The sequence below is a fragment of the Pyxidicoccus sp. M6 genome, from assembly GCF_055568925.1.
In genome coordinates this window covers 3,467,796-3,490,367 of record NZ_CM145714.1, presented here as the reverse complement: position 1 = coordinate 3,490,367, position 22,572 = coordinate 3,467,796, and the positions used below count along the sequence as shown (strand labels likewise).

The following is a 22,572-nucleotide window of genomic DNA, read 5'->3' as shown; positions in this document are numbered from 1 at the left end:
GTCAGCGGGCCTCCGCCGCGAGGGGCACCGGCGGCGTCTCCTGGGCGGTGGAGGTCGGCGAGCGCCGGGCCGCCATCGCCGAGCGCAACCCGAAGAGGACGGTGGCCACCACCAGCGCCATGAACAGCGCGGTGAGCGTGGCATCCACGTAGTCGTTGGTGATGATGCGCGACATGTCGTCCGGGGACTTCGCGGGCGCCAGCACCCGTCCCTCCGCCAGCGCCGCCGAGAAGGCGCGCGCGTGGGCGACGAAGGACACGCGGATGTCGCTGCTGAACACCTTCTGCCAGCCGGCCGTCAGGGTGCAGATGACCAGCCACACGGCGGGGACCGCGGGCACCCAGACGTAGCGCTCGCGCTTCATCTTCACCAGCACCACGCTCGCCAGCGTGAGGGCAATGGCCGCCAGCATCTGGTTGGCGATGCCGAACAGCGGCCACAACGTGTTGATGCCGCCCAACGGGTCCACCACGCCTTGATAGAGGAAGTAGCCCCAGGCCCCCACGCACACGGCCGTGGCAATCATGTTCGCCGCCCAGGACTCCGTGCGCTTGAGCGGCGCGTACACGAGGCCGGCCAGTTCCTGAATCATGAAGCGGCCCACGCGCGTGCCGGCGTCCACCGTGGTGAGGATGAACAGCGCCTCGAAGAGGATGGCGTAGTGGTACCAGAAGGCCATCATCCCCTCGCCGGACACGAGGCCATGGAGGATTTGCGCCATGCCCACCGCCAGCGTCGGGGCGCCGCCCGCGCGCGAGAGGATGGAGGACTCGCCGATGTCGCGCGCCGTCTGGCTGAGCACCTCGGGGGTGATGACGAAGCCCCACTGGCTGATGGCCCTCGAGGCCTCCTCCACGGTGGTGCCAATCACCGACGGCGGCGAGTTCATGGAGAAGTACACGCCCGGGTCCAGCACCGACGCGGCGATGAGCGCCATGATGGCGACGAAGGACTCCATCAGCATGCCGCCGTAGCCCACCACGCGCGCGTCCCGCTCGTTGGCCAGCATCTTCGGCGTCGTCCCCGAGGAGATGAGCGAGTGCCAGCCGGACACCGCGCCACAGGCGATGGTGATGAACAGGAACGGGAAGAGGCTTCCGGAGAACACCGGCCCGCTGCCGTCCACGAAGCGGGTGAGCGCGGGCATCCGCATGTGCGGCGCGGCCAGGAGGATTCCCACCGCGAGCAGCAGCACGGTGCCAATCTTGAGGAAGGTGGACAGGTAGTCGCGCGGGGCGAGCAGCAGCCACACTGGCAGCACCGAGGCGCAGAAGCCGTAGGCGATGAGCATCCACGCCAGCGCCGTGCTGTCATAGGTGAAGAGCGGGCCCCAGTACGCGTGCTCGGCCACGCGGCCGCCCAGCCAGATGGACAGCATCAACATCACGAAGCCGGCGACGGACACCTCCAGCACCTTGCCGGGCCGGACGTAGCGCAGGTACAGGCCCATCAGCACGGCGATGGGAATCGTCATCGCGACGGTGAAGGTGCCCCAGGGACTGTGCGTCAGCGCCTTCACCACCACCAGCGCGAGCACGGCGAGGATGATCATCATGATCATCAACACGCCCACCATCGCCGTCACGCCCGCGGCGGGCCCCAGCTCCATGCGGACCATGTCGCCCAGCGACTTGCCGTCGCGTCGGATGGAGAGGAAGAGGATGACGAAGTCCTGCACCGCGCCGGCCAGCACCCCGCCCGCGAGAATCCACAGCGTGCCGGGCAGGTAGCCCATCTGCGCGGCCAGCACGGGGCCCACCAGCGGGCCCGCGCCGGCGATGGCGGCGAAGTGGTGGCCGAAGAGCACCCACCTGTCCGTGGGCACATAGTCCAGGCCGTCATTGCGACGGTGGGCCGGCGTGGCGCGCGTGGCGTCCAGCCCCAGGGCCGTCTCCGCCACGAAGCGCCCATAGAAGCGGTAGCCGATGAGGAAGACGGAGACGGCCGCCACCACCAGCCAGACGGCGTTGATGCTCTCCCCCCGGTGCAGCGCCACCGTGCCCAGGCTGAAGGCGCCGACGATGGCCAGCAGTCCCCAGCCCAGCTTTCGAGCCACTCCTCCCATGATGCCTCCATGCGGCCGAGCACCCGAAGCAGGCGCGGCCCGAGCGATTCGTCTGTCCGAGACAGGCTAGCGCGCGGGCCCGCCGCCCAGCGGCCGAAATGAAGGGCGGGTGTCTCACTCCAGATACGCGGGGAACGCGGGCAGCGCCCGGACGTCTCCGGGCTCGTGCTGCACGATGAGCCGCGCGCCGGTGTTGCGAATCAGCCGATTCACGCGGTCGATGGACGCGAGCGTGTCCGAGCGGCTCACGTTGAAGGGCGGCACGAGCGACTTCTCGAAGTTCTCCCGCGCATGGAAGAGGTCCCCGGAGAGGATGACGGAGCCGGACTTCGGCAGCCGCACCATCAGCACCTGGTGGCCGGGCGTATGGCCCGGCGTCTTCAGGATGCGCACGGTGCCGTCACCGAAGACGTCGTGGTCCATCTGGAGGGCCACCGTCTTGTCCTTCGCATGGCCGCGCACCAGCCGCGGGTCGACGCCGATGGGCGTGGGCGTCCCCAGCGCCCAGGCCAGCTCGGCCGCGTTGATGAGCCACGTGGAGTTGGCGAAGGCCGGGGCGTTGCCCGAGTGGTCCGCGTGCAGGTGGGAGAACGAGACGAAGTCCACGTCCGACGGCTTCAGTCCGAGCTTCGCGAGCTGGGACACCAGCGTCGTGGAGACGCGGAAGCGCGAGCCGGGCACGGGCTCCTCGCCGTCGGGGAGCGAGGCCACCCTGTCCCCGAGGCCCGCGTCCCACAGCAAGGTGCCGCGCGGGTGCTGGATGAGGAAGCACGGCGCGCTGAGGGTGCCGTGCTCTCCGGCGTGCTCGCCCGTGTCGGAGAACATCCCCATGTCCGCGATGTCGATGCGGCCACAGTCGAGCGCGTAGAGGCGCACCGCGGGAGCCGCGGGCAGGGCGGCGTAGACGGCATCACGGATGATGCCGGGGTACGCGCCCGACATGCCCTCGATGGCGGTGTTGGTGAGCGCGACGACGGTGAGGTTGCGCTTCGGGTCCACGAACCAGCTATGGCCGTACGCCCCGCCCCACTGCCAGGTGCCCACTGACTGCGGGCTCTTCGCCGCCACCGGGTCCACCAACAGTGCCGAGCCCAGGCCCCAGCCCCAGCCGGGCCCCTGCGTCTGCGCCTCCGGGCCCACCTGGTCGGTGCCCCACTGCTGGATGGAGGACGCGGCGAGCACCGGCGCGCCGCCCTTGCGCAGTGCCTCCAGGAACTTCAGGAAGTCGTCCGCCGTCCCCACCATGCCCGCTCCGCCGGACGGGAAGGCGCGCGGGTTCAGGGCCCGGCCGGGTGCATAACGGATGGTGCCGCCGAAGGGCACGAGCCCCACCTCGCCCATGCGCACCGGCTCCGGGCGCCCGTCCGCGTACGGCGTCGCGAGCCGCGCGGCGTCCCTGGCGATGAACGCGGTGTCCTTCATGCCGAGCGGGCGGGTGACGAGCCGCGCCACGACGTCGGGCAGCGGAGCCCCGCCCGCGCGCGCGACGACAGCACCCAGCACGTCGATGGCCACGGAGTAGCCCCAGCGCTTGCCGGGCTCCGACGACAGCGGCACCGAGGCGATGCGGCGGAGGTTCTCCTCCAGCGTCAGGCCAGGCACGTCATCGAGCCCGTCGGAGACGCGGGCCTTGAGATAGGGCCCCTGCTCGGGCTGGAAGAAGCCGTAGCTCAGGCCCGCGGTGTGGGTCAGCAGGTGGCGCGCCGTGATGACGGGCTCCCGGCCGTCCGGCAGCCGGGGACGGAAGGTCGGCAGCCACTTCGTGACGGGGTCCTCCAGGGACAGCTTGCCCTGCTCCACGAGGGCCAGCGCGGCGGCGGACACCAGCGGCTTCGTCATGGAGGCCAGCCGGAACACGGCGTCCTCGGACATGGGCCGCTTCGCCTCGCGGTCCGCGAAGCCGGCGGCGCGCCGATAGACGACTTCCCCATCCTTCGCGACGAGGACCACGGTGCCGACGATGCGCTTCTCCGCGAGCGCCCGGTCGATGACCGGGTCCAGTTGACCGGCGAAGGCACGCGCCTCGGAGGTGTCGGGGCGGACGGGGGACACACCAAGGCCGACAGCCACCAGCAGGGTGGCGATGGCAGAATACATGGGGTGGTGCTCCTGTTTATGTAGTGACCAATACGTAAATAGGTCCCACCCCGGCGCATTTCAAGAACGAACGCTATGAAATCCACCATGCCCCCTGCCCCACGCCCCCGAGGACGGCCCCGCGAGTTCGACGCCACGAAGGCGCTGGACAAGGCGATGGAGGTGTTCTGGAGGCTGGGCTACGAGGGCGCGTCGATTGCGGACCTCACGGAGGCGATGGGAATCACCGCACCCAGCCTGTATGCGGCGTTCGGCTCGAAGGCGGAGCTGTACCAACAGGCGCTGGCGCGCTACCAGGCGGACCAGGGCTCCTTCACCGCCCGGGCGCTCGACGAGGAGCCCACGGCGCGTGGGGCCATGGAGCGGGTGCTGCGGGAGTCCGCCCGGCACTTCCCCCGGAGGAAGCAGCTTGCCGGCTGCATGATTACGGCGGCGGTGCTGACATGCGCGCCGGAGAACCAACCCGTCGCGGAGTACGTCTCCGGCTTGAGGGCGGCCACGCTGAAGCGGTTCGAGGACTGCATCCGCAAGGGCATCGCGCAGGGGGAATTGCCCGCCGAGGCAGACGCGACGGCTCTGGCTCGCTACTTCGGCGCGGTCATCCAGGGCATGACGATTCAGGCCCAGGACGGCGCGAGTGAAACCGAGCTGCTGGGCATCGTGGAGGTCGCGATGCTGGCCTGGCCGCCACGTGGGACTCGGGGTGCGTCACGTGGCAAGGCCCCCGTGAGCCGCTCCGCCTAATAGCTGCCGCCCGCGCCGCCACCTCCCGAGCTGCCGCCACCACCGCTATAGCCACCCCCGCCACCACCACCACCACTGCGGCCTCCACCACTCCAGCCGCCGCCCCAGCCGCCGCCGCCCCAACCCCAGCCGCCGAAGAAGATGCCCCGTCGTCGCCGCCGGCCGCCGCCGCCGCCGCGCATGGCCACGATGAAGAAGATGATGAAGGCGACCATGAGGCAGCCCAGGCCCCCGATGCCCGTGTCGCCCTGGGGCTCGCGCCGCGTGGGCTGAGGCCGAGGCAGCGCCGCGGCCCCCGGCAATGGCTGCCCTGTGAGCGTCTGGGCAATGGCATTGCTGCCATCCTCCGCCGCCGCGTCGTACTCCCCTGCCTTCAGGTGCGGAGCGATGTACTGCTTGATGATGTCGTAGGCCTGCACGTCCGTGAGCTCACCGCCCACGCCCTTGCCGGTCTCCATCCACACCTGCCGCTCGTTGGGCGCGACGAGCAGCAACACTCCGTTGTCCGCCCCCTTCTGACCAATCCCCCAGGTGTTGAACGTGCCGTACGCGGCGTCCTGCACCGTGTCCCCTTCCAGCGAGCTGGTGAAGAAGACCGCAATCTCGTAGCCGGACTGCTTGCGCAGCGCCTCCAGCCGCGCCTCCAGCACCGCGCGCCGTTGTGGGCTCAACACGCCCGCGGTGTCGGTGATGTGGCCCTGGATGGGCGGAGGCGTGAAGGCCCGCGCCACGCCCGCGCACAAGAGCAACGCGAGCGCGACGGCGGCAGCACGGGATGCCGCCACCGGACGCATCAGAAGTTCACCTGCGGCGCCGCCTGCGAGGCCGCCGACGCGCGGAAGTACTCACGCGGCTTGAAGGTGCTTCCGGTGGCGCGCCGCACCGCCGCGCCGCCCAGCTTGCCCAGCTCCGTGTTGTAGTCGCGCACCGCCGCGTTGTACTGCTCGCGCGAGCGCAGGATTCGGTTCTCCGTGCCCTCGAGCTGCACCTGCAGCGCGCGGAAGTTCTCGTTGCTCTTCAGCTCCGGGTACTTCTCCTGCACCACCATCAATCGCGACAGCGCGCCGGAGAGCTGGTCCTGTGCCTGCTGGAACGCGGCCACCTTCGCCGGGTCCTGCAGGTCTTCACCGCTCAACTGGATGCTGGTGGCCTTCGCGCGCGCCTCCACCACGCTGCTGAGGATTTCCTTCTCCGACGCGGCGGCGGCCTTCACCGTGTTGACGAGGTTCGGAATGAGGTCGGCGCGCCGCTGCAGCGCGGCCTCCAGGTCCGCCCAGCGCTGCTCGGCCACCTGGTCCTTCTCGATGAGCACGTCGTACTTCTGACAACCGGTGGCCATCACCACAGCGAGCAACAGCACCGGCGCCAGGGTGTTCACTCGGGAGATGCGAGAGCTCATATCGGTCTGAAGGTAGGGACCCTGTTCAGCACCGACAACGCGGACCGCCAGGCAGGCGGCCGAGTCCCCGTCAGCTCCAGGTACGCTGCTGGTTGCGGGCGTTCTTCTCGCGGAACGCCTGCTCCAGGTCCACGCCCACGCGGTTGGCGAGGGCGAGCAGGTAGTTGAAGACGTCCACCAGCTCCTCGCCCACGTGCGCGCGGGCCTCCTCGGTGGGCGTGCTCGTGCCCTCGTCGAAGAGCTTGTTGTAGCGGCGCACCGCCTTGAAGACCTCGCCCACCTCCTCGCCCATGAGGAAGCAGTTGTGGACGAGGTCCAGCTTCAGCCAGCCGTGCAGCGCCTCCAGGTCGTGGATGTAGCGCTGGTAGTCCTTCATCGACGCGCCTTCGGGGAGCTCAATCATGGCTTCCTCCTCGGGGAGAAGCGCGAGGCTGTCAATGGCCATCACCGGGCAACCACCGGGCGGGAGTCCCACGGAATGCTGGTACGCTTGCCATTGGATGACGCCCTGCCCTGCCGAGACGACGCTGAGTGATTTGCTGGCGGGACTGCTCTCGGAGGAGCAGCGCTCGCAGGTCCTGACACACGTCGAGAGCTGTCATGACTGCCAGCGGGTGCTGGCGGCGGCGGACTCGACGAGCGGCGACGTGCCCACCGGGCCGGCCGCCGCGCCGCTGGAGCGTGGCGCCAGGCTGTCGCGCTACGTGGTGCTGGAGCGCATCGGCGCCGGGGCCATGGGCGTGGTGTATGCGGCGTATGACCCGGAGCTGGACCGGCAGGTCGCCCTCAAGGTGCTGCGCCCCGAGGGACGGCAGGTGGAGGAACTGCGCCAGCGGTTGGTGCTGGAGGCCCAGGCGCTGGCCCGCCTCTCCCATGCCAACGTCGTCTCCGTCTTCGACGTGGGCACGCACGAGGGCTGCGTCTTCCTGGCCATGGAATTGGTGGACGGCGTCACGCTGGCCGAGTGGCTGAAGACGCCACGCGCCTGGCAGGAGGTGCTGCGCGTCTTCACCGAAGCCGGGCGGGGGCTCGCGGCGGCGCACGCGGCGGGACTGGCGCACCGCGACTTCAAACCCGCCAACGTCCTCGTCGGCAAGGACGGGCGCGCGCGGGTGACGGACTTCGGCATGGCGCGTCCCCTCAACCGGGGGCAGGCCGCATCGAACGCGGCGCCCGGCTCCGCCGCGTCCACGGCCAGCCCGCTCACGCGCACGGGCGTGCTGCTGGGGACGCCCGCGTACATGGCGCCGGAGCTGCTCGACGGAAGGCGGGCGGACGCGCTGTCGGACCAGTTCAGCTTCTGCGTGGCGCTGCACGAAGCGCTCTACGGCGTGCGTCCCTTCGAGGGCTACAGCCTGGAGGAGGTGGCCCGCGCCGCGCGGGAGGAACGCCTGCGTCCGGTGCCTCACGGCACGAAGGTGCCCACCTGGGTGCGGCGGGTCATGCTTCGCGGACTGAAGCCGCGTCCCGAGGAGCGCTACCCGTCCCTGGAGCCACTGCTGGCGGCGCTCGCGCCTCCGCCCCGGCGCACGTGGGCCCGCATGGCGGCACTCGCGGGCACGACCTGCGTGCTGGGCGGCGTGGGCGCCTGGGCCCTGGCGCACCGGACCGAGGCGAGATGCGAGCAGGAGACGGAGAAGCTCGACGCGGCGTGGGGCTCCGTGCAGCGCGAGCAGGTGCACGCGGCCTTTCTCGCCACGGGCGCGCCCTACGCCGCCGCTGCCTGGGAGAAAGTGGCCGGGGTGCTGGACGCACACGCCTCGCAGTGGCGCACGCTGCGCACCGAGGCCTGTGTCATGTCCCACGAACAGCCCGCGAGCAACGCGTGGCAGACGGCCGCCTGCCTCGACACACGGCTGTGGCAGCTCGCCGCCGTCACCGAGGTGCTGCGGAAGGCGGACACCTGGACGGTGCGCAACTCGGGCCAGCTCATCACGTCCCTGGAGGGGCTCACGGGGTGTCGTGATACGTCGGCGCTGTCCACCCGCCCGCAACCCCCCGATGCGCTCCGTCCCCGCGTGGACGCGGCACGGCGCAAGCTGGCCGAGGCACGCGCCCGGTATGAATCCGCTCGGTATGCGCAAGCACTCGAGCTCACGTCCGCCATCCTCGGGGACCTCCAGGGCCTGGACTACAAGCCGCTCGAAGCGGAGGTGCTCCTCGTCCACGGAAAGCTCCTGGACAAGCTCAGCAAGGCGAAGGATTCGGAAGCCGCCCTCTACAAGGCCGTGTTCGCCGCCGAGGCCGGGCACGACGACGTGACGGCGGCGCGCGCATGGATTCAACTGCTCTGGTTGGTGGGAGACCGCCTGGCCCGCCCCACGGACGCGGAACGCATTGACGAGCACGCGCAGGCCGCCGTGGCCCGGCTGGGCCGCGAGCGCTACCCGGACATTTCCGCGGACTACCACCTGATGCGGGGGGCGGTGTTCGTCCAGCAGGGTAAGTACGCCCAGGCGGAGGCGGCAATCTCCATGGGGCTGGAGCTGGCGAAGCGCGCCTTCGGTGAGGACAGCCTTCGCGCCTCGGACTTCTTCTTCATGCAAGGGCGATTGCACTTTCTGCAGGGCCGGCTGCAGCAGGCCGTGGACGCCCACCTCCGCGCGCTCCAGCTCCGCGAGCGCTACCTCGGGCCCAATCACCCCCAGCTCTCCACCATCCTCAACAGCCTCGCCCTCGGATACGCCGACCTCGGCCGCGCCGACGAGGCGCTCGCCGTCCTGCAGCGGGCCGTCGGCCTGTACTCGGACGTCGAGGGCCAGGAGCCCTCCGGCTTCGGCGTCCTGCTCGGCACTCTCGGTGAGAAGCTGAGGGAACTGGGCCGCGCGGAAGAGGCCAGGCGCCACGCGGAGCGCGCACTCGCCATCTTTGAACGCACCCTCGGCCCGGACAACCCGCTCGCCGCCCTGGCCGTCCTCCATCTCGGCCAACTGGCGAGTGAAGCGGACCAGCCCGAGAAGGCCTTCGCCCTCTTCGCCGATTCCGAGAAGCGCTTCGAGCGAGCGTTGGGCCCCGACTCCCGGCGGAGCACCGTGGTGATGCTCTTCCGTGCGCAGGCGTACAACCGGGTGGGCAGGAATGCCGAGGCCCGAAAGGACATCGCGCGCGCCCGGGCCATCATCGAAAAGGAGCAGGGCCCCGACGGCGCCAACGTGACGGAGGGGGCGCTGACGCTGAGCCGGGTGGCCCTGGACGAGAGGAAACCGAGGGAGGCGCTCGACCTCTGCGAGCGCGCCCTGGCCCTCGACGAGAAGCAACAGGGCCCCCGGTCCCTGAAAGTGGCGGAGACCCTCGTCTTCCTCGGAGAAGCGCACCTCGACCTCGGCGCACCCGAGAAGGCCCTGCCCCTGCTGGAGCGTGCCCGGGAGTTCCTCGATGGCGCGTCCACCGCGAAGCTGTCCTCGGCCTGGGCCCGATTCGTGATGGCGCGTGCGCTGATGGCCCAGCGTCCGCCGGACCGGGAGCGTGCGATGGCCCTCGCCGAGGAGGCCCGCGTCGTGTTCGAGGCCCAGGGCACCCGCGCCAGGCCGGAGCTGGAGAAGCTCCGGGCATGGCGGCAGAGCCTGTCGCGGCGGTGAGGCCTCGGCGAAGCACGGTGTTCCGGAGGAAGCGCGTCAGTGCCTCGGCCAGCTTCGGGTCGAGGCCTCAGCGCAGCACGGTGTCCTGGAGGAAGCGCGTCAGCGCCTCGGCCATCTTCTGGTGCGTGGTGGCCGAGGGATGCCAGTCCTCGCCGACACCGTCGGCCGCGGGGTTCTGCACGGCCATCAGGTGGCGGTAGACGCGGGCATCCCCAACGCGGTTGCGCTCCTGCACCAGCTCGGTAATCCACTCGCCGACGTGCGCGGAGGTGACGGTGCCGTTCACCTCCTGCTGCTTGTACCCGTCCGTCATGCTGCCGAGCGTGCACACGATGCGCGCCTTCGGGTGCAGCTCGCGCACGCGCGCGAGGAGCTTGCGGTACGCGGCCTTGAAGGCCGTCTCGCTGGGGAGGAACTCGGGGGTGCCGTAGCCGGCGAAGGCGTCGTTGGTGCCGGCGTTGATGACAACCACGTCGGGCGAGTAGAGGCCCGCGTCCCAGGCGGCGGGCTGCCCCGGCACGGCGAGGTCATAGAGCGCGGGCAGCAGGTCCGTCGTGGAGCTGTCCAGGTTGCGGTACATGCCATGACCCGAGTAGCAGACCGTCACCAACTCCGCGCCGAGGCTCCGGGCCGTGAGCCAGCCATAGCTCCGCGTGGGGTTCTCGTTCTTCGAATTGAAGGTCGGCGCCTGCCACGACGGCGAGTCCGGGATGAGGGAGACCTCGGTGCCATAGCCGCAGGAGATGGAGTCGCCGACCAGCTCCATCCGCAGCGTCGGCCGTGATGGCGGGTCCCGCGGCTCTCCGTGGACCTCGAGTGCCACGAGCTCGCTTTGGCCCACGGAGGACTCGGTGCGCTTGAGGACCTCCACCGTGTGCACCCCCGCCTCCAGCCCGCTGGCGAGCACGTAGGTGGACTCGCCACCGCGGACGGCGAGCGGCTTCGGCGCGGCGCCGTCGATGCTCACGTCGAACCAGTTCGTTCCGATGTCGCCGCCGAGGCCGAAGTCATTGAGCCGCATCCGCACCGCATCGCCCCAGAAGCGCGCGCGCACCGTCACGCCGGGATGGGAGAAGACGACACCCGTGCCGGAGGTGTAACGGCGTCCGGTGTACTGGAGGCGCGCGTCGGAGGCCGGCACCGTCACCCACGTCAGGGCGCCGGGAGACGAAGCGCCCGCATCGGAGGAAGGCGCGGGCACCGAGGGCGCCCTGCACGCAGACATCCACAGACAGAGTCCGAACCCGAGCACCACGTTCCGCCGCGTCATGGCTCTGTCTCTATCATGGGTGTTCCCGCCCTACGGACGGACGGTGGGCAGGCAGCCGGCTCCAAGATCGCCACCGGAGTGCCTGGGGTTCCTCAAGGAGGAGACGTGGAAGCAGGGCGCCCGTTTCGACCCGGGCGTGCAAGGGTTCGCATCCACAACCACGTGAAGGAGTTGGCGTAGAGGCCGTTGCATTCGGGCCGGCAGGCCTCCAGATGGACGATGCAGTCAGAGCGGCGCTGCCAATCGCCTCGCTGCAAGGGAGCGCATCGCCATACTCTGGAGCGACACGCGGCGACGCCTGCTTGTCGGGCCAATCCACCAAGAGGGGCTCCCACCGCCGTGACTTGTGCGCGGCGAGCTGTCGGTGCTATCCGCTTTTGCATGTTTCCCCCCTCCGAGCATCGTCCGCTCGTCGTCGCGCTCACTGCGGCAGCCCTCGTCGCGTGCGGCTCGGCCACGGTCGGCGCAGTCGGCATGCCCCCAGCAACTGCGAAGTGGGTTGGGCCCGAGGTGCCGAGCCCCGACGGCGGCCGGGTGGCCACGACCATCTACTACGGCCCATGGCAGTGCAACGCCAAGCAGTTGGGGCGCTGCCAGCGCCAGTGCGCATCCGAGGGCCGCGTGCTCATGGGCTGCATCTGGCTTGCGGACATCAAGGGCGATTGGGTCGGGCGCTTCATGTTCCTCCCGGCGGAGGGTGGCACCCGCTATCCGCTCACTCACTGCTGCTGCGACTACGCGACCGTCGACCCCCGGCGCGGCAGAGGCATCTGGGACAACGCGCGGGACGCGTTCCGGGCCAACTGGATTGAGGAGTTCGGCGCCTGGCCCAGCACGGCCGGCCGCAACTGGCCGGGCCACCACATTCTCGACCTCGGCCACGGAGGGCACCCCACCGACCCGCGCAACATCCTGCCCGTGCCAGACTTTGTCCACACGCTCTTCAACAACGCCTATCCGCAGTGCTACGCGCGCGGCAGTCGGTGGTCCACCCCCGGGCCCAACCTCCCCTACAGCGACTAGCCCATGACACCAACCCTGGACCAACTCCTTGCGACCGTGGTGCGCGAGCACTACCCGCATCCTCCCGCGACCGAGGCGGAGATTGCCGCGTTCGAATCGCGTGCGGGCTGGCAGCTCGGGGCCGAGCTGCGCGCCTTCTACTTGCGGTGCAATGGCGCGGAGCTGTTCGAGCCGCTGCCCAACGCGCGCTACAGCCTCCTCTCTCTCGGAGAGCTACAGCGCGCCCGCGTTCGAATGCGCGGCATCGACGAGGACTCCATGGGCCCCGCGTCCTGGTGGACGCTGGTGGACTGCCAGGACTCGGATTTCATCCTGGTGGACGTGGCCCGGCCGCCCCCCTATCCCCTGTTGGATGCGTACCACGGCACATACCCGGCCGTGACGCCCGTGGCCGCGTCGCTCCGCGAGTTTCTGGCGCGCGCCCTCACGAGCAACAACCGCCTCTACTGGCTCCACTAGCAGCGCCACGTCGTTCAGCGCCGTCTCGGGCCATGCCGGGCCGCCGGTGCAGCCATGCACTGGCGGCGTGCTCGGTGCCGATGCACCGTGACGCGTGGCACCCGCCAGGTTGCCGTCACGAGCGCCAGCCCATACGGCGCCCAAGCGCTCGGGTCGTGCCCGAGTTTTCCGGGTGATGCCGACGGGCCACTCACGGCGCGAGCGACGCCGGAGCGACAGCCTCTCCCCTTCCCTGCGTCGCGGGCTCAGAAGCGCCCAGCCGGATGCGCCGGCTGAGCGCGAGGCTCGGCGCTTCGATGAGCTTGTGGAACACCCACGCGAAGCCGATGCACGCGCCGAGCGAGAGCACGAACCACACCACCTCCCACGCCGGGCTGCGTCCGGTGAGCCGGAAGCCCACGCGGAAGAGCGCGCCCGTCACCGCGTTGTGCGTGAGGTACAGGCTGTACGAGATGGCGCCCAGCCCCTGCAACCCGCGCCACGACAGCCACGTCTCCAGTCGCCCCGCGAGCCCCACCGCGAGAACAAGGGCACCCGTCGCGGCCGCCACGTGCAACTGCACATCCGCGCGCACGAGGCCCATGACACCCACCAGCGCCACCTGCGCCGCCGCCGCGGCCACGTGCGCGCCCGAGCGCCGGACGACGGAGCGCCACACGAGCACCCCAGTGAGGAACAGGTGCCACCGGTCCACGAACAGCCCGTGCACGTGGAAGGGCTCGAGCCCCACCAGCCACAGGTCCGACACCAACGTCGCGGGCCAGACCGCCGCCGTGAGTGCCCGCTCGGCCCCCAGGCGCTCTCGCAGCCGCGTGACGCCGAGGAGCAGCAGGGCGAACGTCGCGTAGAACTGGAACTCGTAACAGAGCGTCCAGTACACCGCGCTGAGCTGCCGCACGCCGAGCAGGTCCGTCAGGTACGTGAGGTGGACGAGCACCTCGCCCCAGGTCGGCAGCTCATACGTCTTGCCGGGGACGAAGCGCACCGAGAGGAGCCCGAAGCCCACGGTGAGCGCCATCGACGCCCAGTAGGCCGGGTCCAGCCGCACCGAGCGGCGGGCGAGGAAGCGGCCCACATAACCCGGCGTGACGTGCGCATGCGCCATGCTCGCGGCGATGACGAAGCCGCTGATGACGAAGAACACGGTGACGCCCGCGTCCCCGCGCCGCAGCACGCCATTCAGCACCGGGCCGAGGAAGGGCTCCAGCTGCGCGAGGTGACCTCCCTCACGCGCATGGAAGCCCACCACCGCGAGCGCCGCGAAGCCGCGCAGCGCGTCGATGAAGACATACCGGGGTCTGGATTCCGCTGGCATCCGGGGCGCGCGTCGACGGGGACGCGCGATTAGACGTCGGCGCCGCGAGCGATTGCAACCCGCGCCCCTGGACCGCCTACTTCCTCGCTGCCGCCATGATGAACTGGGGCAGCAACTCCTCGCGGAACTTCCTCCACACCTTGACCTGGTTGTAGTTGCCGCCGGTGAACATCACCGTGAGGTCGAGCTCGGGGACGACCATGATGAGCTGCCCGCCATTCCCCCCGGCCTCGTACTCGGCATAGGTGCGGTCACCGACCTGCAGCTCGTGCCGCCACCATGCATAACCGTACGTGCGCCCGGGGCTCATGAGGGCATGGCGCGCGATGGAGCGCTCCACCCAGCGCTTACTGATGACGCGCCGCCCGTTCCACACGCCGCCCTGCAGGTACAACTGCCCCAGCTTCAGCGCGTCCCGGGGGCGCAACTGGAAGCCACCGCCCATGTACGCGTCTCCATCGGGCGAGAGGTTGAGGTGGTAGTCGCGCATCTGGAGCGGCACGGCCAGCGAGCGCGCGAAGAAGTCCGGCAGCCACGCGCCCGTGGTGTTGTGCACGACAGCGCCGAGCAGGTTGATGCCCACCGAGCAGTACACGGCCTGGTCCTCGCCCGGCTCGCGCTCCATGGGCAGGTTCAGCGTGTACGTGTACCAACCGGACTCCAGTTCCTGGACCTTCTCCTCGTTGCCGGGCGAGTCGCCGTTGTCGTCGTCGCACGCGTACCCGGACGTCATCGTCATCAGGTGCTCCACCGTCAGGCGGGCCTTCCTCGGGTCCGAAGCGGCGGCGTCCTTGTGCTCGGGGAACAGCGAGTACACGGGCGTCTCCGGCGCCAGCTTCGCGCCCTGGTCGATGGCGAGGCCCACGAGCGCGGGAGCGAAGGTCTTCGCGGCGGAGCGGAGGTCATGCGCGCGCTCCTTGTCGTAGCCGTGGAAGTACTCCTCGACGACGAGCTTCCCGTGGCGGGCAATGAGCAGTCCGTGGATGAGCGGCGCGGCCGGGTCGGCGGGGGACGTGTCGAGGATGCGCTGCACCAATTCACGCACGGGGCCCGGGTCCATGCCCACGTCCGTGAGCGACGCGGTGGCCCAGCCGTCCTCCTCCGCGACGGGCTTGCGGTACACGTACGGGGCCGACGACGGCGTGCGCGGGTAGAGCCCCACGGCCTGCTCCCTGTCCCGCCGCGTGAGGTCAAACGTGCCCAGGAACAGCATCGGCAGGGACAGCTTCTCCGCTTTCGCGTCGTAGGTGCCCTCGAAGCTCATGCCTCCCTCGCGGGTGTTGGTGAGCTTCACGGTGTCTCCCGTCATCGAGACGCGGAACACGCGCTGCGGCGGGAAGTTCCGCTCCGGGTTGCGCATGACGGCCTGCACGGTGCCGTCAGGTGCTTCCTGGACGATGAGGTACACGGTGAAGCGGTCCTCCATGGGCTTCACGGTGCCGCGCCACACGTCCTTCTGGACGGCGCGCAATTCGATGGGCGTGGCGTACCGGTAGCCCCCCACGACGACGCGCGCCTGAATCCAGTGCCCCACGAAGCGCTTGCCGTCGGGCGTCAGCGCTCCACGCAGCTCGCCCTGCCCTCCGGGCAGGACGACGGTAACGGCCTTCTTCTCCTCCCGGCCCGGAATCTCGAAGCCGCCGACGCGGGCCAGCCACGTACCCTGCTCCCTCAGGAGGGTGAGCTCACCCTGCACCTCCGGGCCGAAGATGCGCTCGGCGCCCCAAGTGCCGATGAGCTGCTTCGCGGCATCCGCGGAAGGCTTCGCTGCAACGGGTTGCTTCGTGCTCTCAGCGGGCGGCTGCGCGGCATCCGCGGAAGGCTTCGCGGCGGCAGGCTGCTTCGTCGCAGCGGGCTGCTGCGCGCTGCCAGTCCCGGGGGCGAGTGAAAGGCAGAACAACGCAAGGCCCAGACTGCGGCAGGCGGTAAGGCGCATGGCGGACGTCCTCGGGGGAGTAGGGCTCGGTGGTGGCCGCACCGGGCCCTACGTACCGCACGAAGAACGATTGCACCTACAATCCGCGCTGCATTCCCGGCCTACAACTGGAAGCTCCGGGCCACCTCGAGCAGCTGCGCCTCGTTCGCTCCGCCATTCGCGAGGCAGGCCTGCGTGGAGACGATGAAGCCGCGCTGGTCCTTCACGGTGACGTACAGGTGGAGCAGGTGGGTGGCGCCCTTCACCACCAGCTCACGTCCGGGCAGCCCACTCACCGTAGTGGGCTTGTCCTCGAGCAACTGCCAGTGTTCGCTCTTCCCGTAGTCGTCGCGCTGCAACTGCACATACGCGTCGAGGGTGTAGTCGTCCCGGCGCGAGCGCATCACGCCCGCGTTGTCGAGGCAGTCCGAGTGCCCCGTCCCCGACGGGCGGATGCCCGCCACCTCGAAGCCGTCGATGTCGCGCTGGCGCCAGCCCTGGGGGTACTCAATCGAGAAGCCGTCGCCCTCGTAACGCCCGCCCAGCTCCGGGTCCTCGCCGAGCTTCACCACGTAGGCGCGCACCGCCTCCGCGTTGCGCGCGGCGAGGAAGCCCAGGCCGCCGAGCACCGCCAGCACCGCGAGGCTCGGCACCGGCCGCGTCACCAGGCTCCTGGCCGCGAAGAGGAGCGCCCGCAGCGCGCCCACGACGAAGGCCACCACGCTGGCGATGGCCAGCACGTAGAAGAAGCGGCCCGTCACGCTCGCGAGCCAGAGGGTGAAGACGAAGAGCAGCGGCCCGCCGATGAGTCCGTAGAGGAACCCCAGCGGGTGCTCGGGTTGCTTCTCGGGGGCGGCGGTTTCAGGAGTCGGCTCGGACATGCACCCGGAACGCTAGAGGCCCGGCCCGGGTGGAGGCAACGGAGCCCCCTCGAAGCACGGAGCGGAAGCGCCCGAGCGGGCCCGGGCTACTCCGCCCAGGGTGGCTCCATACCCCGCGCGTCCTCCCCTTCCAGGGCAATGCCGTCGAGGAACGCGAGGAGTCGCTCCTCGGCGGGGACGACGTCATCGAGGAACGCGAGGAGGCCCTCCTCGAAGAGGGCGACGCCGTCGAGGAGCGCGACCTGGTCCCGGTGCCAGACCGGCGCGAGATGCGGCCCACGCATCCCGACCGGCCGGCCGGCCCCCTGCTTCCGCCGGGAGCGATGGCGTGCCACGCGCTTCCTCATGGTGCCGTGGACGGCGGCTTCCAGATGAAGACGTTCCGCCGGGTGCTGTTCGCGACGACGAACACGTTGCGCGCGGGGCTGTAGCGGAACCGGCCAAAGGTGCCATTCGAAGCCGCGGCTCCCGGGTCGTCGCCCGTGCCCGTGACTTCCACCCACCGGCCCGCCTGGAGGTCCAGAATCGCCAGCTTGCGGCCGCCCGGATATGCGACGAACCGGTCCAACACCGGCGAGTACGAGAGCCCGGGCGCTCCGCCCACCGGCGCGCTCAGCCCGGTGGTGGTGACGGTGGCGTGCGTCTTCCCCGAAGTGCCCAGCGCATACGTCGACACGGTGGTCCCCTCGCGAACGAGCGCGAGGATGTTCCGCTTCGTGTCCACGGCCGAGCCCGCGTAGTAGTAGCCCGCGCCACCCGCGGCATGGGCCGTCCACGTGTCGGCCACCGGGTCGTACTCGTGCAGCTTCCGGGAGCCGACGTACCAGAGGTGCCCCCGCGCATCGGCGGCGCTCGCCCCGTAGTCGACCACCGGGTTGTTCGCGCCGCGCACCCACCGGCCGGTCGCGAAGTCGAAGCCCATCACCCGCTGCGTGCCGGTCTGCCCGCTCGGGTAGATGGCAACGGAGCCCAGCACGTAGAAGCGCCCCGTCGCCTCGCTGAACGTCACATTCCCATAGGTGTGCGCGCTGCGCGGCTGCTGCGCGTCCAACTGCGAGAGGATGCTCGGGTCCTCGCACAACTCCTGCCGCACGTAGCCCGTGGACGTCAGGCCCGCGTCCGGAATGTCCAGCGACGCCACGGACGGATACAGGCCGCAGGACTCCACGCGCTTGTCGCGCATCACCGGCGTGACGCTGTTGCCCGTCATGCCCGCGGGCAGGTCCGTCCACCGCTTCCACTTCATCGACGCGAGGTCGAAGGTGAGGACGTTGTTGTACGGCGAGTCGTCATGCCCGCCGCCCCAGACGACCAGCCTGTCCCGGAGCGAGTCGTACGCCCCGCCGCTCCACGCAATCATCACCGCTTCGCACGGGTAGCTGGAGTACGGCGCGGGGCAGACATCCGACATCTGCGTATTCGGCAGCTCCTTCCAGGAGCCCTCGGGCATGGCGGCGATGATGGCGTCGATGGGGCCGGGCTCGATGCCTCCCGCGTCGGGGACCCCGCTGTCGGCGCCCGCATCCACGCCGGCATCCACCGGCGTGATGACGCCCGCGTCACCCGGAAGCGGCTCGTTGGAATCGCTCTTGCCGCAGCCCGGGGCCATCAGTCCCCAGAGCAGGAATGGAAGGCCGTAACGACACCGAGATGCTCGGTTCATCCCTCGTGCTACAGCAACACGCATGCCGCACACGCGCCGCACAGGTGCGAGACACAAATGTTTCATGAACCATACTCGCCGTGTGCGCCGTCGGGGAATTCCCCCCACACGATGAGGCCCGCGCCCCACACTCGCGGGCGGCACTCCAGCAATGTTTCACGAAGTCTATTCAACCAGGATTTGTCGGATACCCTCGCCATGATGTAGCTCGCCGTGCACCTCGAAAAAGGAGTTCCCCGAATGCGTCATCTTGGCTCAGCCGTTCTTGCTGTGAGCTTGGTGGTGGGCTGTGGTGGTACCGACATCGAACCGACGTCCCCGGAGGCCGTCGAGAGCACCCGGTCCGCGCTCACCAGCACGGACGTGGACGTGGCCCCGGAGTGTCAGGGCATCCTCAACTTCACGAACACGGCTTCGTACGCCACGCTGGATGCGTATCTGCCGAGCGATGTGGTCACCCGCATCGTGAATCAGCGCGCGACGGCGCCCTTCGCCTCGCTGGCGCAGGTCTCCGCGGTGCAGGGCATGGGCGAGGCCCGGCTCAAGCAGCTCGAGGGTGGCGCCCGCGCGCAGAGCTACATCAACGCGAGCTGCGTGGGCATCTTCGACGAGCTCGCCATCTCCGCGGATGACGACGCGGCCATCGTCTCGCTGGTGAACTCCATCGACGACAGCGAATTGCACGACGTGCTGCCGGACGCGTGGAACGGCGCTTCCAACCTGCTCGGCACGCGCCCCTTCACCTCGACCCAGGCCATCGCCAACACGGCGGGCATCGGCGCGGTGAGCCTGCGGAACATCCGCAACTCGGCGACGCTGAGCCGGCCCTTCGAGGCGCTCGTCGCGGCGGTGGATGCGCTGCCGCAGTATGACTACAGCAAGACGATGGCCCGTCACTTCGACTGGTGGAACATCGTGGTGGGCAACCAGCACTACCGCGAGGGGACGCCCACGTGCTTCGGCCTGGAGCCGACCAGCGTCCCCTACGGCGCGACGGTGCGCCCCAACCTCGCCGACGCCGCCGAGGTGCGTGGCAAGGTGAACGAGGTACTGGCCTGGGCCAACCGCAACAACCAGATTCCCAGCAACATCGTCTCCGCCGGCCTGGCGAACCTGGACACGCTGATTGCAGGGCGCTCGTTCAAGGGCTGCTACACCAGCTTCCAGGATGACCCGTGGAGCGGGCACCAGGTCGCCATCTTCGTGGACACGGTGAACGGCTTCAGCGTGATGACCGACTCCTTCTGGAGCGAGTGACGTCCGGCCTCACGGCCGCAACGCGGGTCTCCGGCTCCCCGCCGGAGGCCCGCTTTCTTTTTCAGAACGCCAGACCGACGGCGACCCGGTAGTTCGCGGAGAGCCCCAGCTTCGGCCGGCGCGAGTTGGCCGTGGCGGAGACGCCATACGACTCGAGGACGGACTTCATGTCCCGGGACGTCGCGAAGGCGTGTTCCGCGCCCACGCCCAATGACAGGGCGAGCCTGTTCCAGAAGAGCAGCGTGTACCCCACGTCGAGCCCCTGGTGCAGGGTCACAGGCGTCCTGTCCACCGAGGCGGAGCTGGCACCCGGATTGATGTCCACGACGCTGACGCCCAGCTTCGCTCCGACGAAGAGTCCCTCCGGCGCATTGTCGAAGAGGTGGTAGCGAGCCCCCACGTCGAGCCCCGCCATGTTGATGCTCACGAAGCCGCTCTCCTGCCAGAGCACGGGCTCGACGGTGAGCGCCCAGGACGGCGTGAGGGCCTGGGCGTACTCCAGGTGGAGCACCACCTCGAACCCGAGCGTCAGCGGCCGCACCGTCACCAGCCGGTGTGGCGTGCTCGTCGCCCAGCGCGTGTCGCCGCCAGCCCCCTTGGATGCGATGGAGGCGAAGCTCGCGGGCACCAGGCTCTCCTCGTCCACGAGGAGCGACTGCTCGGCCTGGACGCTGAACTCGCGCACGGCGGGGCGGTCCGGGTCCTTGCGGACGAGCAGGTAGCGTCCCGGGCGCAGTGCCACCTTCACCTGCCGCTCGCCCTCGGGCACCTCGAGGACGCTGCGCCCCGTCGAGGCGAGCACCACCTGCAGCGGCCCCTGGCGCTGGTGCAGCATGACGATGCTGCCGCCCGTCTCCACGTGGGTGAGCGCCAGGTCGTCCCGCCCCCGGAGGTTCATGTCGAAGCTGGGGTGCTGCAGCCGGTCCCCGAACACCGCCGTGTCGCGGATGGTGAGCTGCTTCGCGTAGGTGAAGGCCTCGACGAGCGACACCTCGCCATCCCCGGCGATGTCGGCCGCCCCGCGAAGCCCCGCCACCAGGTGGTGCGTGAAGAACGAGCCCTCCAACGCCTCCGTCTCGTGCGCGTTCTCCAGGCCGGAGCTGGAGGCGATGAGCACCGAGCCCGTACTCTGCACGTTGAGGGGCACTTGCAGGGCGAAGGGCGCCTCCGCGTGCAGGCCCTTGGCCTGGGTCCACCCACCGCCGCGGCACGCGTCGATGATGCCCAGCCGCACCGTGGCCTCCGGGCTCTCGATGCGCTGCTTCAGCGCGGCGAGCGCGAGCGGCGCGCCGTGGGGATACAGCGCCTGCTGGTCCGCATGGCCCGAGTAGTAGAACAGCAGCAGCGTGTTCCCCGGCGTCGAGCGCAGGCGCGCGAGCTGCTGGTCCAGTGCGGCCAGCACGGCCTCGGGAGCGGGGTCCAGCAGCAGCGTGACGTCTTCCGGCCGGAACTCGCCCACCTGGGTGAGGACATCCGCCACCCGCCTCGCGTCGTCGTGCGCATAGCGCAGCGCGGCCCGGCCGAGCACCGCCGCGTTGGAGCCCACGACGACGGCCACCCGCTTCGAGGCTGGTGGCACGGCGCGCACCTCCCCCGCCCCGGCCGTGGTGGCGGTCAGCCACGACAGCAGGACGAAGAGGCACGCGCGGGTGAAGCCATTCATGGACGAGGACTCTTGGGGAGGCGCAGCTCGGTGGTCCAGAGCTTCGCAGTCCTGGGCGCCTCGGAGAAGAGCTCGGCGGTCCGGGCCCCACCGGGCAGCGGCTCCGTGCTGAAGAGGACGCGGAGGACCTCCTCCCCACCGGCCGCGTCCACCCGCCAGCTCGCGGGCAGCGCCAGCTCCGGTCCGGAGAGCGGTCCCTCGAAGAGCACGACCCACCCCTCCGGCGCGAGCGTCGCCACGGTGACGTACGAGTACGCCTCTGAGGCCACGCCCAGGCGGATGCGGTCTTCCGGCACGAGGGGCGCCCGGCCATCCCAGAGGAAGATGCGCTCGCCGCGCTTGATGTGGACGGCGACGGCAGGCGCCCCCTTGGGGCCCACGTACTCCGTCCCCGTGTCACCAGCGGGGCGCGGCACGATGACGAGCACCAGGGAGGCCAGCGCGGCGGTGGCCAGCACGGGCCACGTCCAGCGCATCCACTTCGCGCGCCGGCGCTCGCGGGGCGTTTCGCCGAGCGCTCGCACCCACGCGGGCACGGGCTCGGGCTGCGTCACCGTGCGCAGGTACGCGCCGCACTCGGCACAGGTCTCCAGGTGCGCTTCGAGCGGCGGGCTCCGCAGCCCGAGCGCCGCGCGGTCCAACTCCAGACGGGAAGGGTGTGGCGCGGGCGTCGTCATGTTCCGAGCGTCCTCCTCAGGTGTTGCACCTGCTCATCCAACCGCTGGAAGAGCCGCCGCACGGTGCGCTCGGACACCTGGAGCACCTCTGCGACCTCCTGCTGCGTCAGTCCGTCCAACCGGTTCATCAAGGCCGCCTCCAGCACGTCCGCGGGCAGGTGCCGCGCGAGCACTTCCAATTCCTGGCGCTGGGCCAGCAAGGTCTCCGCGGAGCGCCCCTCCGCCGCCAATTCCGCCACCGTCTGCGTCGTGGGCACGCTCCGGCGATGGCGGAGCCGGTCCACGGCCAGGTTGGTGCTGGTCCGGTAGATCCACCCCGTCACGTGACGGGCGTCATGCATGGGCAGCCGCGCCTTCCACAAGCGGATGAAGGTCTCCTGCGCGACATCCTGCGCCTCGTCGGAGTCCCCCAGCATCCGGCGACACTTCTCCCGGATGATTGGGAAGTAGCGCACGTAGGCGCTCTGGATGTCGGTATCCAATGCGGGAGGAGGCTCCGGAGGAATTCTCCGAGGGAAACGAACGGGGACCAGAAAAGCGGACAGGAAATCTCACGGCGGGGTTTC

General features: G+C 70.0%; 19 protein-coding genes. 5 read left to right on the top strand and 14 right to left on the bottom strand.

Annotation, left to right across the window (positions count from 1 at the left end; genetic code table 11):
- Nucleotide 1: 1 nt before the first annotated feature.
- Both ACVTJA_RS14540 and ACVTJA_RS14535 read right to left on the bottom strand, forming a co-directional pair.
- Nucleotides 2–2,065, bottom strand: coding sequence for a carbon starvation CstA family protein (locus tag ACVTJA_RS14540; protein WP_465836964.1), 2,064 nt, complete (start codon nucleotides 2,063–2,065; stop codon nucleotides 2–4).
- 114 nt (nucleotides 2,066–2,179) lie between these two features.
- On the bottom strand, nucleotides 2,180–4,162 hold the full coding sequence (locus tag ACVTJA_RS14535) for a serine hydrolase (protein ID WP_465836963.1): 1,983 nt from the start codon (nucleotides 4,160–4,162) through the stop codon (nucleotides 2,180–2,182).
- A gap of 87 nt (nucleotides 4,163–4,249) precedes the next feature.
- Here ACVTJA_RS14535 and ACVTJA_RS14530 point away from each other — a divergent pair, with 87 nt between their 5' ends.
- Complete coding sequence (locus ACVTJA_RS14530) at nucleotides 4,250–4,906, top strand: TetR/AcrR family transcriptional regulator (RefSeq protein ID WP_465836962.1); 657 nt, start codon at nucleotides 4,250–4,252, stop codon at nucleotides 4,904–4,906.
- On the opposite strand, the gene ACVTJA_RS14525 is transcribed toward ACVTJA_RS14530, so the two are convergent.
- From ACVTJA_RS14525 to ACVTJA_RS14515, 3 genes are all read right to left on the bottom strand, one after another.
- Complete coding sequence (locus ACVTJA_RS14525) at nucleotides 4,903–5,700, bottom strand: TPM domain-containing protein (protein WP_465836961.1); 798 nt, start codon at nucleotides 5,698–5,700, stop codon at nucleotides 4,903–4,905. The two genes, ACVTJA_RS14530 and ACVTJA_RS14525, sit on opposite strands and share 4 nt — an antisense overlap.
- Nucleotides 5,700–6,305, bottom strand: a complete 606-nt coding sequence (locus ACVTJA_RS14520; protein WP_465836960.1) for a LemA family protein — start codon at nucleotides 6,303–6,305, stop codon at nucleotides 5,700–5,702. The genes ACVTJA_RS14525 and ACVTJA_RS14520 overlap by 1 nt, the downstream gene beginning before the upstream one ends.
- Before the next feature lie 70 nt (nucleotides 6,306–6,375).
- Nucleotides 6,376–6,708 carry a MazG nucleotide pyrophosphohydrolase domain-containing protein gene (locus tag ACVTJA_RS14515; protein ID WP_465836959.1) on the bottom strand — a complete coding sequence of 111 codons (333 nt, stop codon included), beginning with the start codon at nucleotides 6,706–6,708 and terminating at the stop codon, nucleotides 6,376–6,378.
- A 97-nt stretch (nucleotides 6,709–6,805) separates the two neighbouring features.
- On the opposite strand from ACVTJA_RS14515, the gene ACVTJA_RS14510 reads away from it, so the two are divergent.
- Nucleotides 6,806–9,883, top strand: coding sequence for a serine/threonine-protein kinase (locus tag ACVTJA_RS14510; protein ID WP_465836958.1), 3,078 nt, complete (start codon nucleotides 6,806–6,808; stop codon nucleotides 9,881–9,883).
- 67 nt (nucleotides 9,884–9,950) lie between these two features.
- On the opposite strand, the gene ACVTJA_RS14505 is transcribed toward ACVTJA_RS14510, so the two are convergent.
- Complete coding sequence (locus ACVTJA_RS14505; RefSeq protein WP_465836957.1) at nucleotides 9,951–11,153, bottom strand: SGNH/GDSL hydrolase family protein; 1,203 nt, start codon at nucleotides 11,151–11,153, stop codon at nucleotides 9,951–9,953.
- Between the two features lie 474 nt (nucleotides 11,154–11,627).
- Between ACVTJA_RS14505 and ACVTJA_RS14500 the strand changes: the two genes are divergently transcribed.
- Both ACVTJA_RS14500 and ACVTJA_RS14495 read left to right on the top strand, forming a co-directional pair.
- Nucleotides 11,628–12,176, top strand: coding sequence for a hypothetical protein (locus tag ACVTJA_RS14500; protein WP_465836956.1), 549 nt, complete (start codon nucleotides 11,628–11,630; stop codon nucleotides 12,174–12,176).
- A gap of 3 nt (nucleotides 12,177–12,179) precedes the next feature.
- Nucleotides 12,180–12,635: an SMI1/KNR4 family protein gene (locus ACVTJA_RS14495; RefSeq protein ID WP_465836955.1), complete on the top strand. Its 456-nt coding sequence runs from the start codon at nucleotides 12,180–12,182 to the stop codon at nucleotides 12,633–12,635.
- Nucleotides 12,636–12,825: 190 nt separating this feature from the next.
- Here the strand turns inward: ACVTJA_RS14495 and ACVTJA_RS14490 are convergent, their stop codons facing one another.
- From ACVTJA_RS14490 to ACVTJA_RS14470, 5 genes are all read right to left on the bottom strand, one after another.
- Nucleotides 12,826–13,950 carry an acyltransferase family protein gene (locus ACVTJA_RS14490; RefSeq protein ID WP_465836954.1) on the bottom strand — a complete coding sequence of 375 codons (1,125 nt, stop codon included), beginning with the start codon at nucleotides 13,948–13,950 and terminating at the stop codon, nucleotides 12,826–12,828.
- 76 nt (nucleotides 13,951–14,026) lie between these two features.
- Nucleotides 14,027–15,886: a serine hydrolase domain-containing protein gene (locus ACVTJA_RS14485; protein WP_465836953.1), complete on the bottom strand. Its 1,860-nt coding sequence runs from the start codon at nucleotides 15,884–15,886 to the stop codon at nucleotides 14,027–14,029.
- 101 nt (nucleotides 15,887–15,987) lie between these two features.
- Complete coding sequence (locus ACVTJA_RS14480; RefSeq protein WP_465836952.1) at nucleotides 15,988–16,746, bottom strand: hypothetical protein; 759 nt, start codon at nucleotides 16,744–16,746, stop codon at nucleotides 15,988–15,990.
- An 86-nt stretch (nucleotides 16,747–16,832) separates the two neighbouring features.
- A complete protein-coding gene (locus tag ACVTJA_RS14475) occupies nucleotides 16,833–17,081 on the bottom strand; it encodes a hypothetical protein (protein WP_465836951.1) in 249 nt (82 codons plus the stop codon).
- Nucleotides 17,082–17,089: 8 nt separating this feature from the next.
- The gene (locus ACVTJA_RS14470; RefSeq protein ID WP_465836950.1) at nucleotides 17,090–18,409 is read right to left on the bottom strand and encodes a hypothetical protein; all 1,320 of its coding nucleotides are present in this window, start codon (nucleotides 18,407–18,409) and stop codon (nucleotides 17,090–17,092) included.
- Nucleotides 18,410–18,679: 270 nt separating this feature from the next.
- Between ACVTJA_RS14470 and ACVTJA_RS14465 the strand changes: the two genes are divergently transcribed.
- On the top strand, nucleotides 18,680–19,666 hold the full coding sequence (locus ACVTJA_RS14465) for a ComEA family DNA-binding protein (protein ID WP_465836949.1): 987 nt from the start codon (nucleotides 18,680–18,682) through the stop codon (nucleotides 19,664–19,666).
- 61 nt (nucleotides 19,667–19,727) lie between these two features.
- On the opposite strand, the gene ACVTJA_RS14460 is transcribed toward ACVTJA_RS14465, so the two are convergent.
- The 3 genes from ACVTJA_RS14460 to ACVTJA_RS14450 are packed head-to-tail and all read right to left on the bottom strand — an operon-like array spanning nucleotide 19,728 to nucleotide 22,488.
- Nucleotides 19,728–21,329, bottom strand: coding sequence for a caspase family protein (locus tag ACVTJA_RS14460; RefSeq protein WP_465836948.1), 1,602 nt, complete (start codon nucleotides 21,327–21,329; stop codon nucleotides 19,728–19,730).
- Nucleotides 21,326–22,006, bottom strand: coding sequence for an anti-sigma factor (locus ACVTJA_RS14455; RefSeq protein ID WP_465836947.1), 681 nt, complete (start codon nucleotides 22,004–22,006; stop codon nucleotides 21,326–21,328). The genes ACVTJA_RS14460 and ACVTJA_RS14455 overlap by 4 nt, the downstream gene beginning before the upstream one ends.
- A complete protein-coding gene (locus ACVTJA_RS14450; protein ID WP_465836946.1) occupies nucleotides 22,003–22,488 on the bottom strand; it encodes an RNA polymerase sigma factor in 486 nt (161 codons plus the stop codon). The genes ACVTJA_RS14455 and ACVTJA_RS14450 overlap by 4 nt, the downstream gene beginning before the upstream one ends.
- Nucleotides 22,489–22,572: the final 84 nt, after the last annotated feature.

What these genes read in the sequence shown, in the direction of transcription:
- ACVTJA_RS14540 (WP_465836964.1), bottom strand. Translation starts at nt 2,065, where the DNA reads ATGGGAGGAGTGGCTCGAAAGCTGGGCTGGGGACTGCTGGCCATCGTC.
- ACVTJA_RS14535 (WP_465836963.1), bottom strand. Translation starts at nt 4,162, where the DNA reads ATGTATTCTGCCATCGCCACCCTGCTGGTGGCTGTCGGCCTTGGTGTG.
- ACVTJA_RS14530 (WP_465836962.1), top strand. Translation starts at nt 4,250, where the DNA reads ATGCCCCCTGCCCCACGCCCCCGAGGACGGCCCCGCGAGTTCGACGCC.
- ACVTJA_RS14525 (WP_465836961.1), bottom strand. Translation starts at nt 5,700, where the DNA reads ATGCGTCCGGTGGCGGCATCCCGTGCTGCCGCCGTCGCGCTCGCGTTG.
- ACVTJA_RS14520 (WP_465836960.1), bottom strand. Translation starts at nt 6,305, where the DNA reads ATGAGCTCTCGCATCTCCCGAGTGAACACCCTGGCGCCGGTGCTGTTG.
- ACVTJA_RS14515 (WP_465836959.1), bottom strand. Translation starts at nt 6,708, where the DNA reads ATGATTGAGCTCCCCGAAGGCGCGTCGATGAAGGACTACCAGCGCTAC.
- ACVTJA_RS14510 (WP_465836958.1), top strand. Translation starts at nt 6,806, where the DNA reads ATGACGCCCTGCCCTGCCGAGACGACGCTGAGTGATTTGCTGGCGGGA.
- ACVTJA_RS14505 (WP_465836957.1), bottom strand. Translation starts at nt 11,153, where the DNA reads ATGACGCGGCGGAACGTGGTGCTCGGGTTCGGACTCTGTCTGTGGATG.
- ACVTJA_RS14500 (WP_465836956.1), top strand. Translation starts at nt 11,628, where the DNA reads ATGCCCCCAGCAACTGCGAAGTGGGTTGGGCCCGAGGTGCCGAGCCCC.
- ACVTJA_RS14495 (WP_465836955.1), top strand. Translation starts at nt 12,180, where the DNA reads ATGACACCAACCCTGGACCAACTCCTTGCGACCGTGGTGCGCGAGCAC.
- ACVTJA_RS14490 (WP_465836954.1), bottom strand. Translation starts at nt 13,950, where the DNA reads ATGCCAGCGGAATCCAGACCCCGGTATGTCTTCATCGACGCGCTGCGC.
- ACVTJA_RS14485 (WP_465836953.1), bottom strand. Translation starts at nt 15,886, where the DNA reads ATGCGCCTTACCGCCTGCCGCAGTCTGGGCCTTGCGTTGTTCTGCCTT.
- ACVTJA_RS14480 (WP_465836952.1), bottom strand. Translation starts at nt 16,746, where the DNA reads ATGTCCGAGCCGACTCCTGAAACCGCCGCCCCCGAGAAGCAACCCGAG.
- ACVTJA_RS14470 (WP_465836950.1), bottom strand. Translation starts at nt 18,409, where the DNA reads ATGAACCGAGCATCTCGGTGTCGTTACGGCCTTCCATTCCTGCTCTGG.
- ACVTJA_RS14460 (WP_465836948.1), bottom strand. Translation starts at nt 21,329, where the DNA reads ATGAATGGCTTCACCCGCGCGTGCCTCTTCGTCCTGCTGTCGTGGCTG.
- ACVTJA_RS14455 (WP_465836947.1), bottom strand. Translation starts at nt 22,006, where the DNA reads ATGACGACGCCCGCGCCACACCCTTCCCGTCTGGAGTTGGACCGCGCG.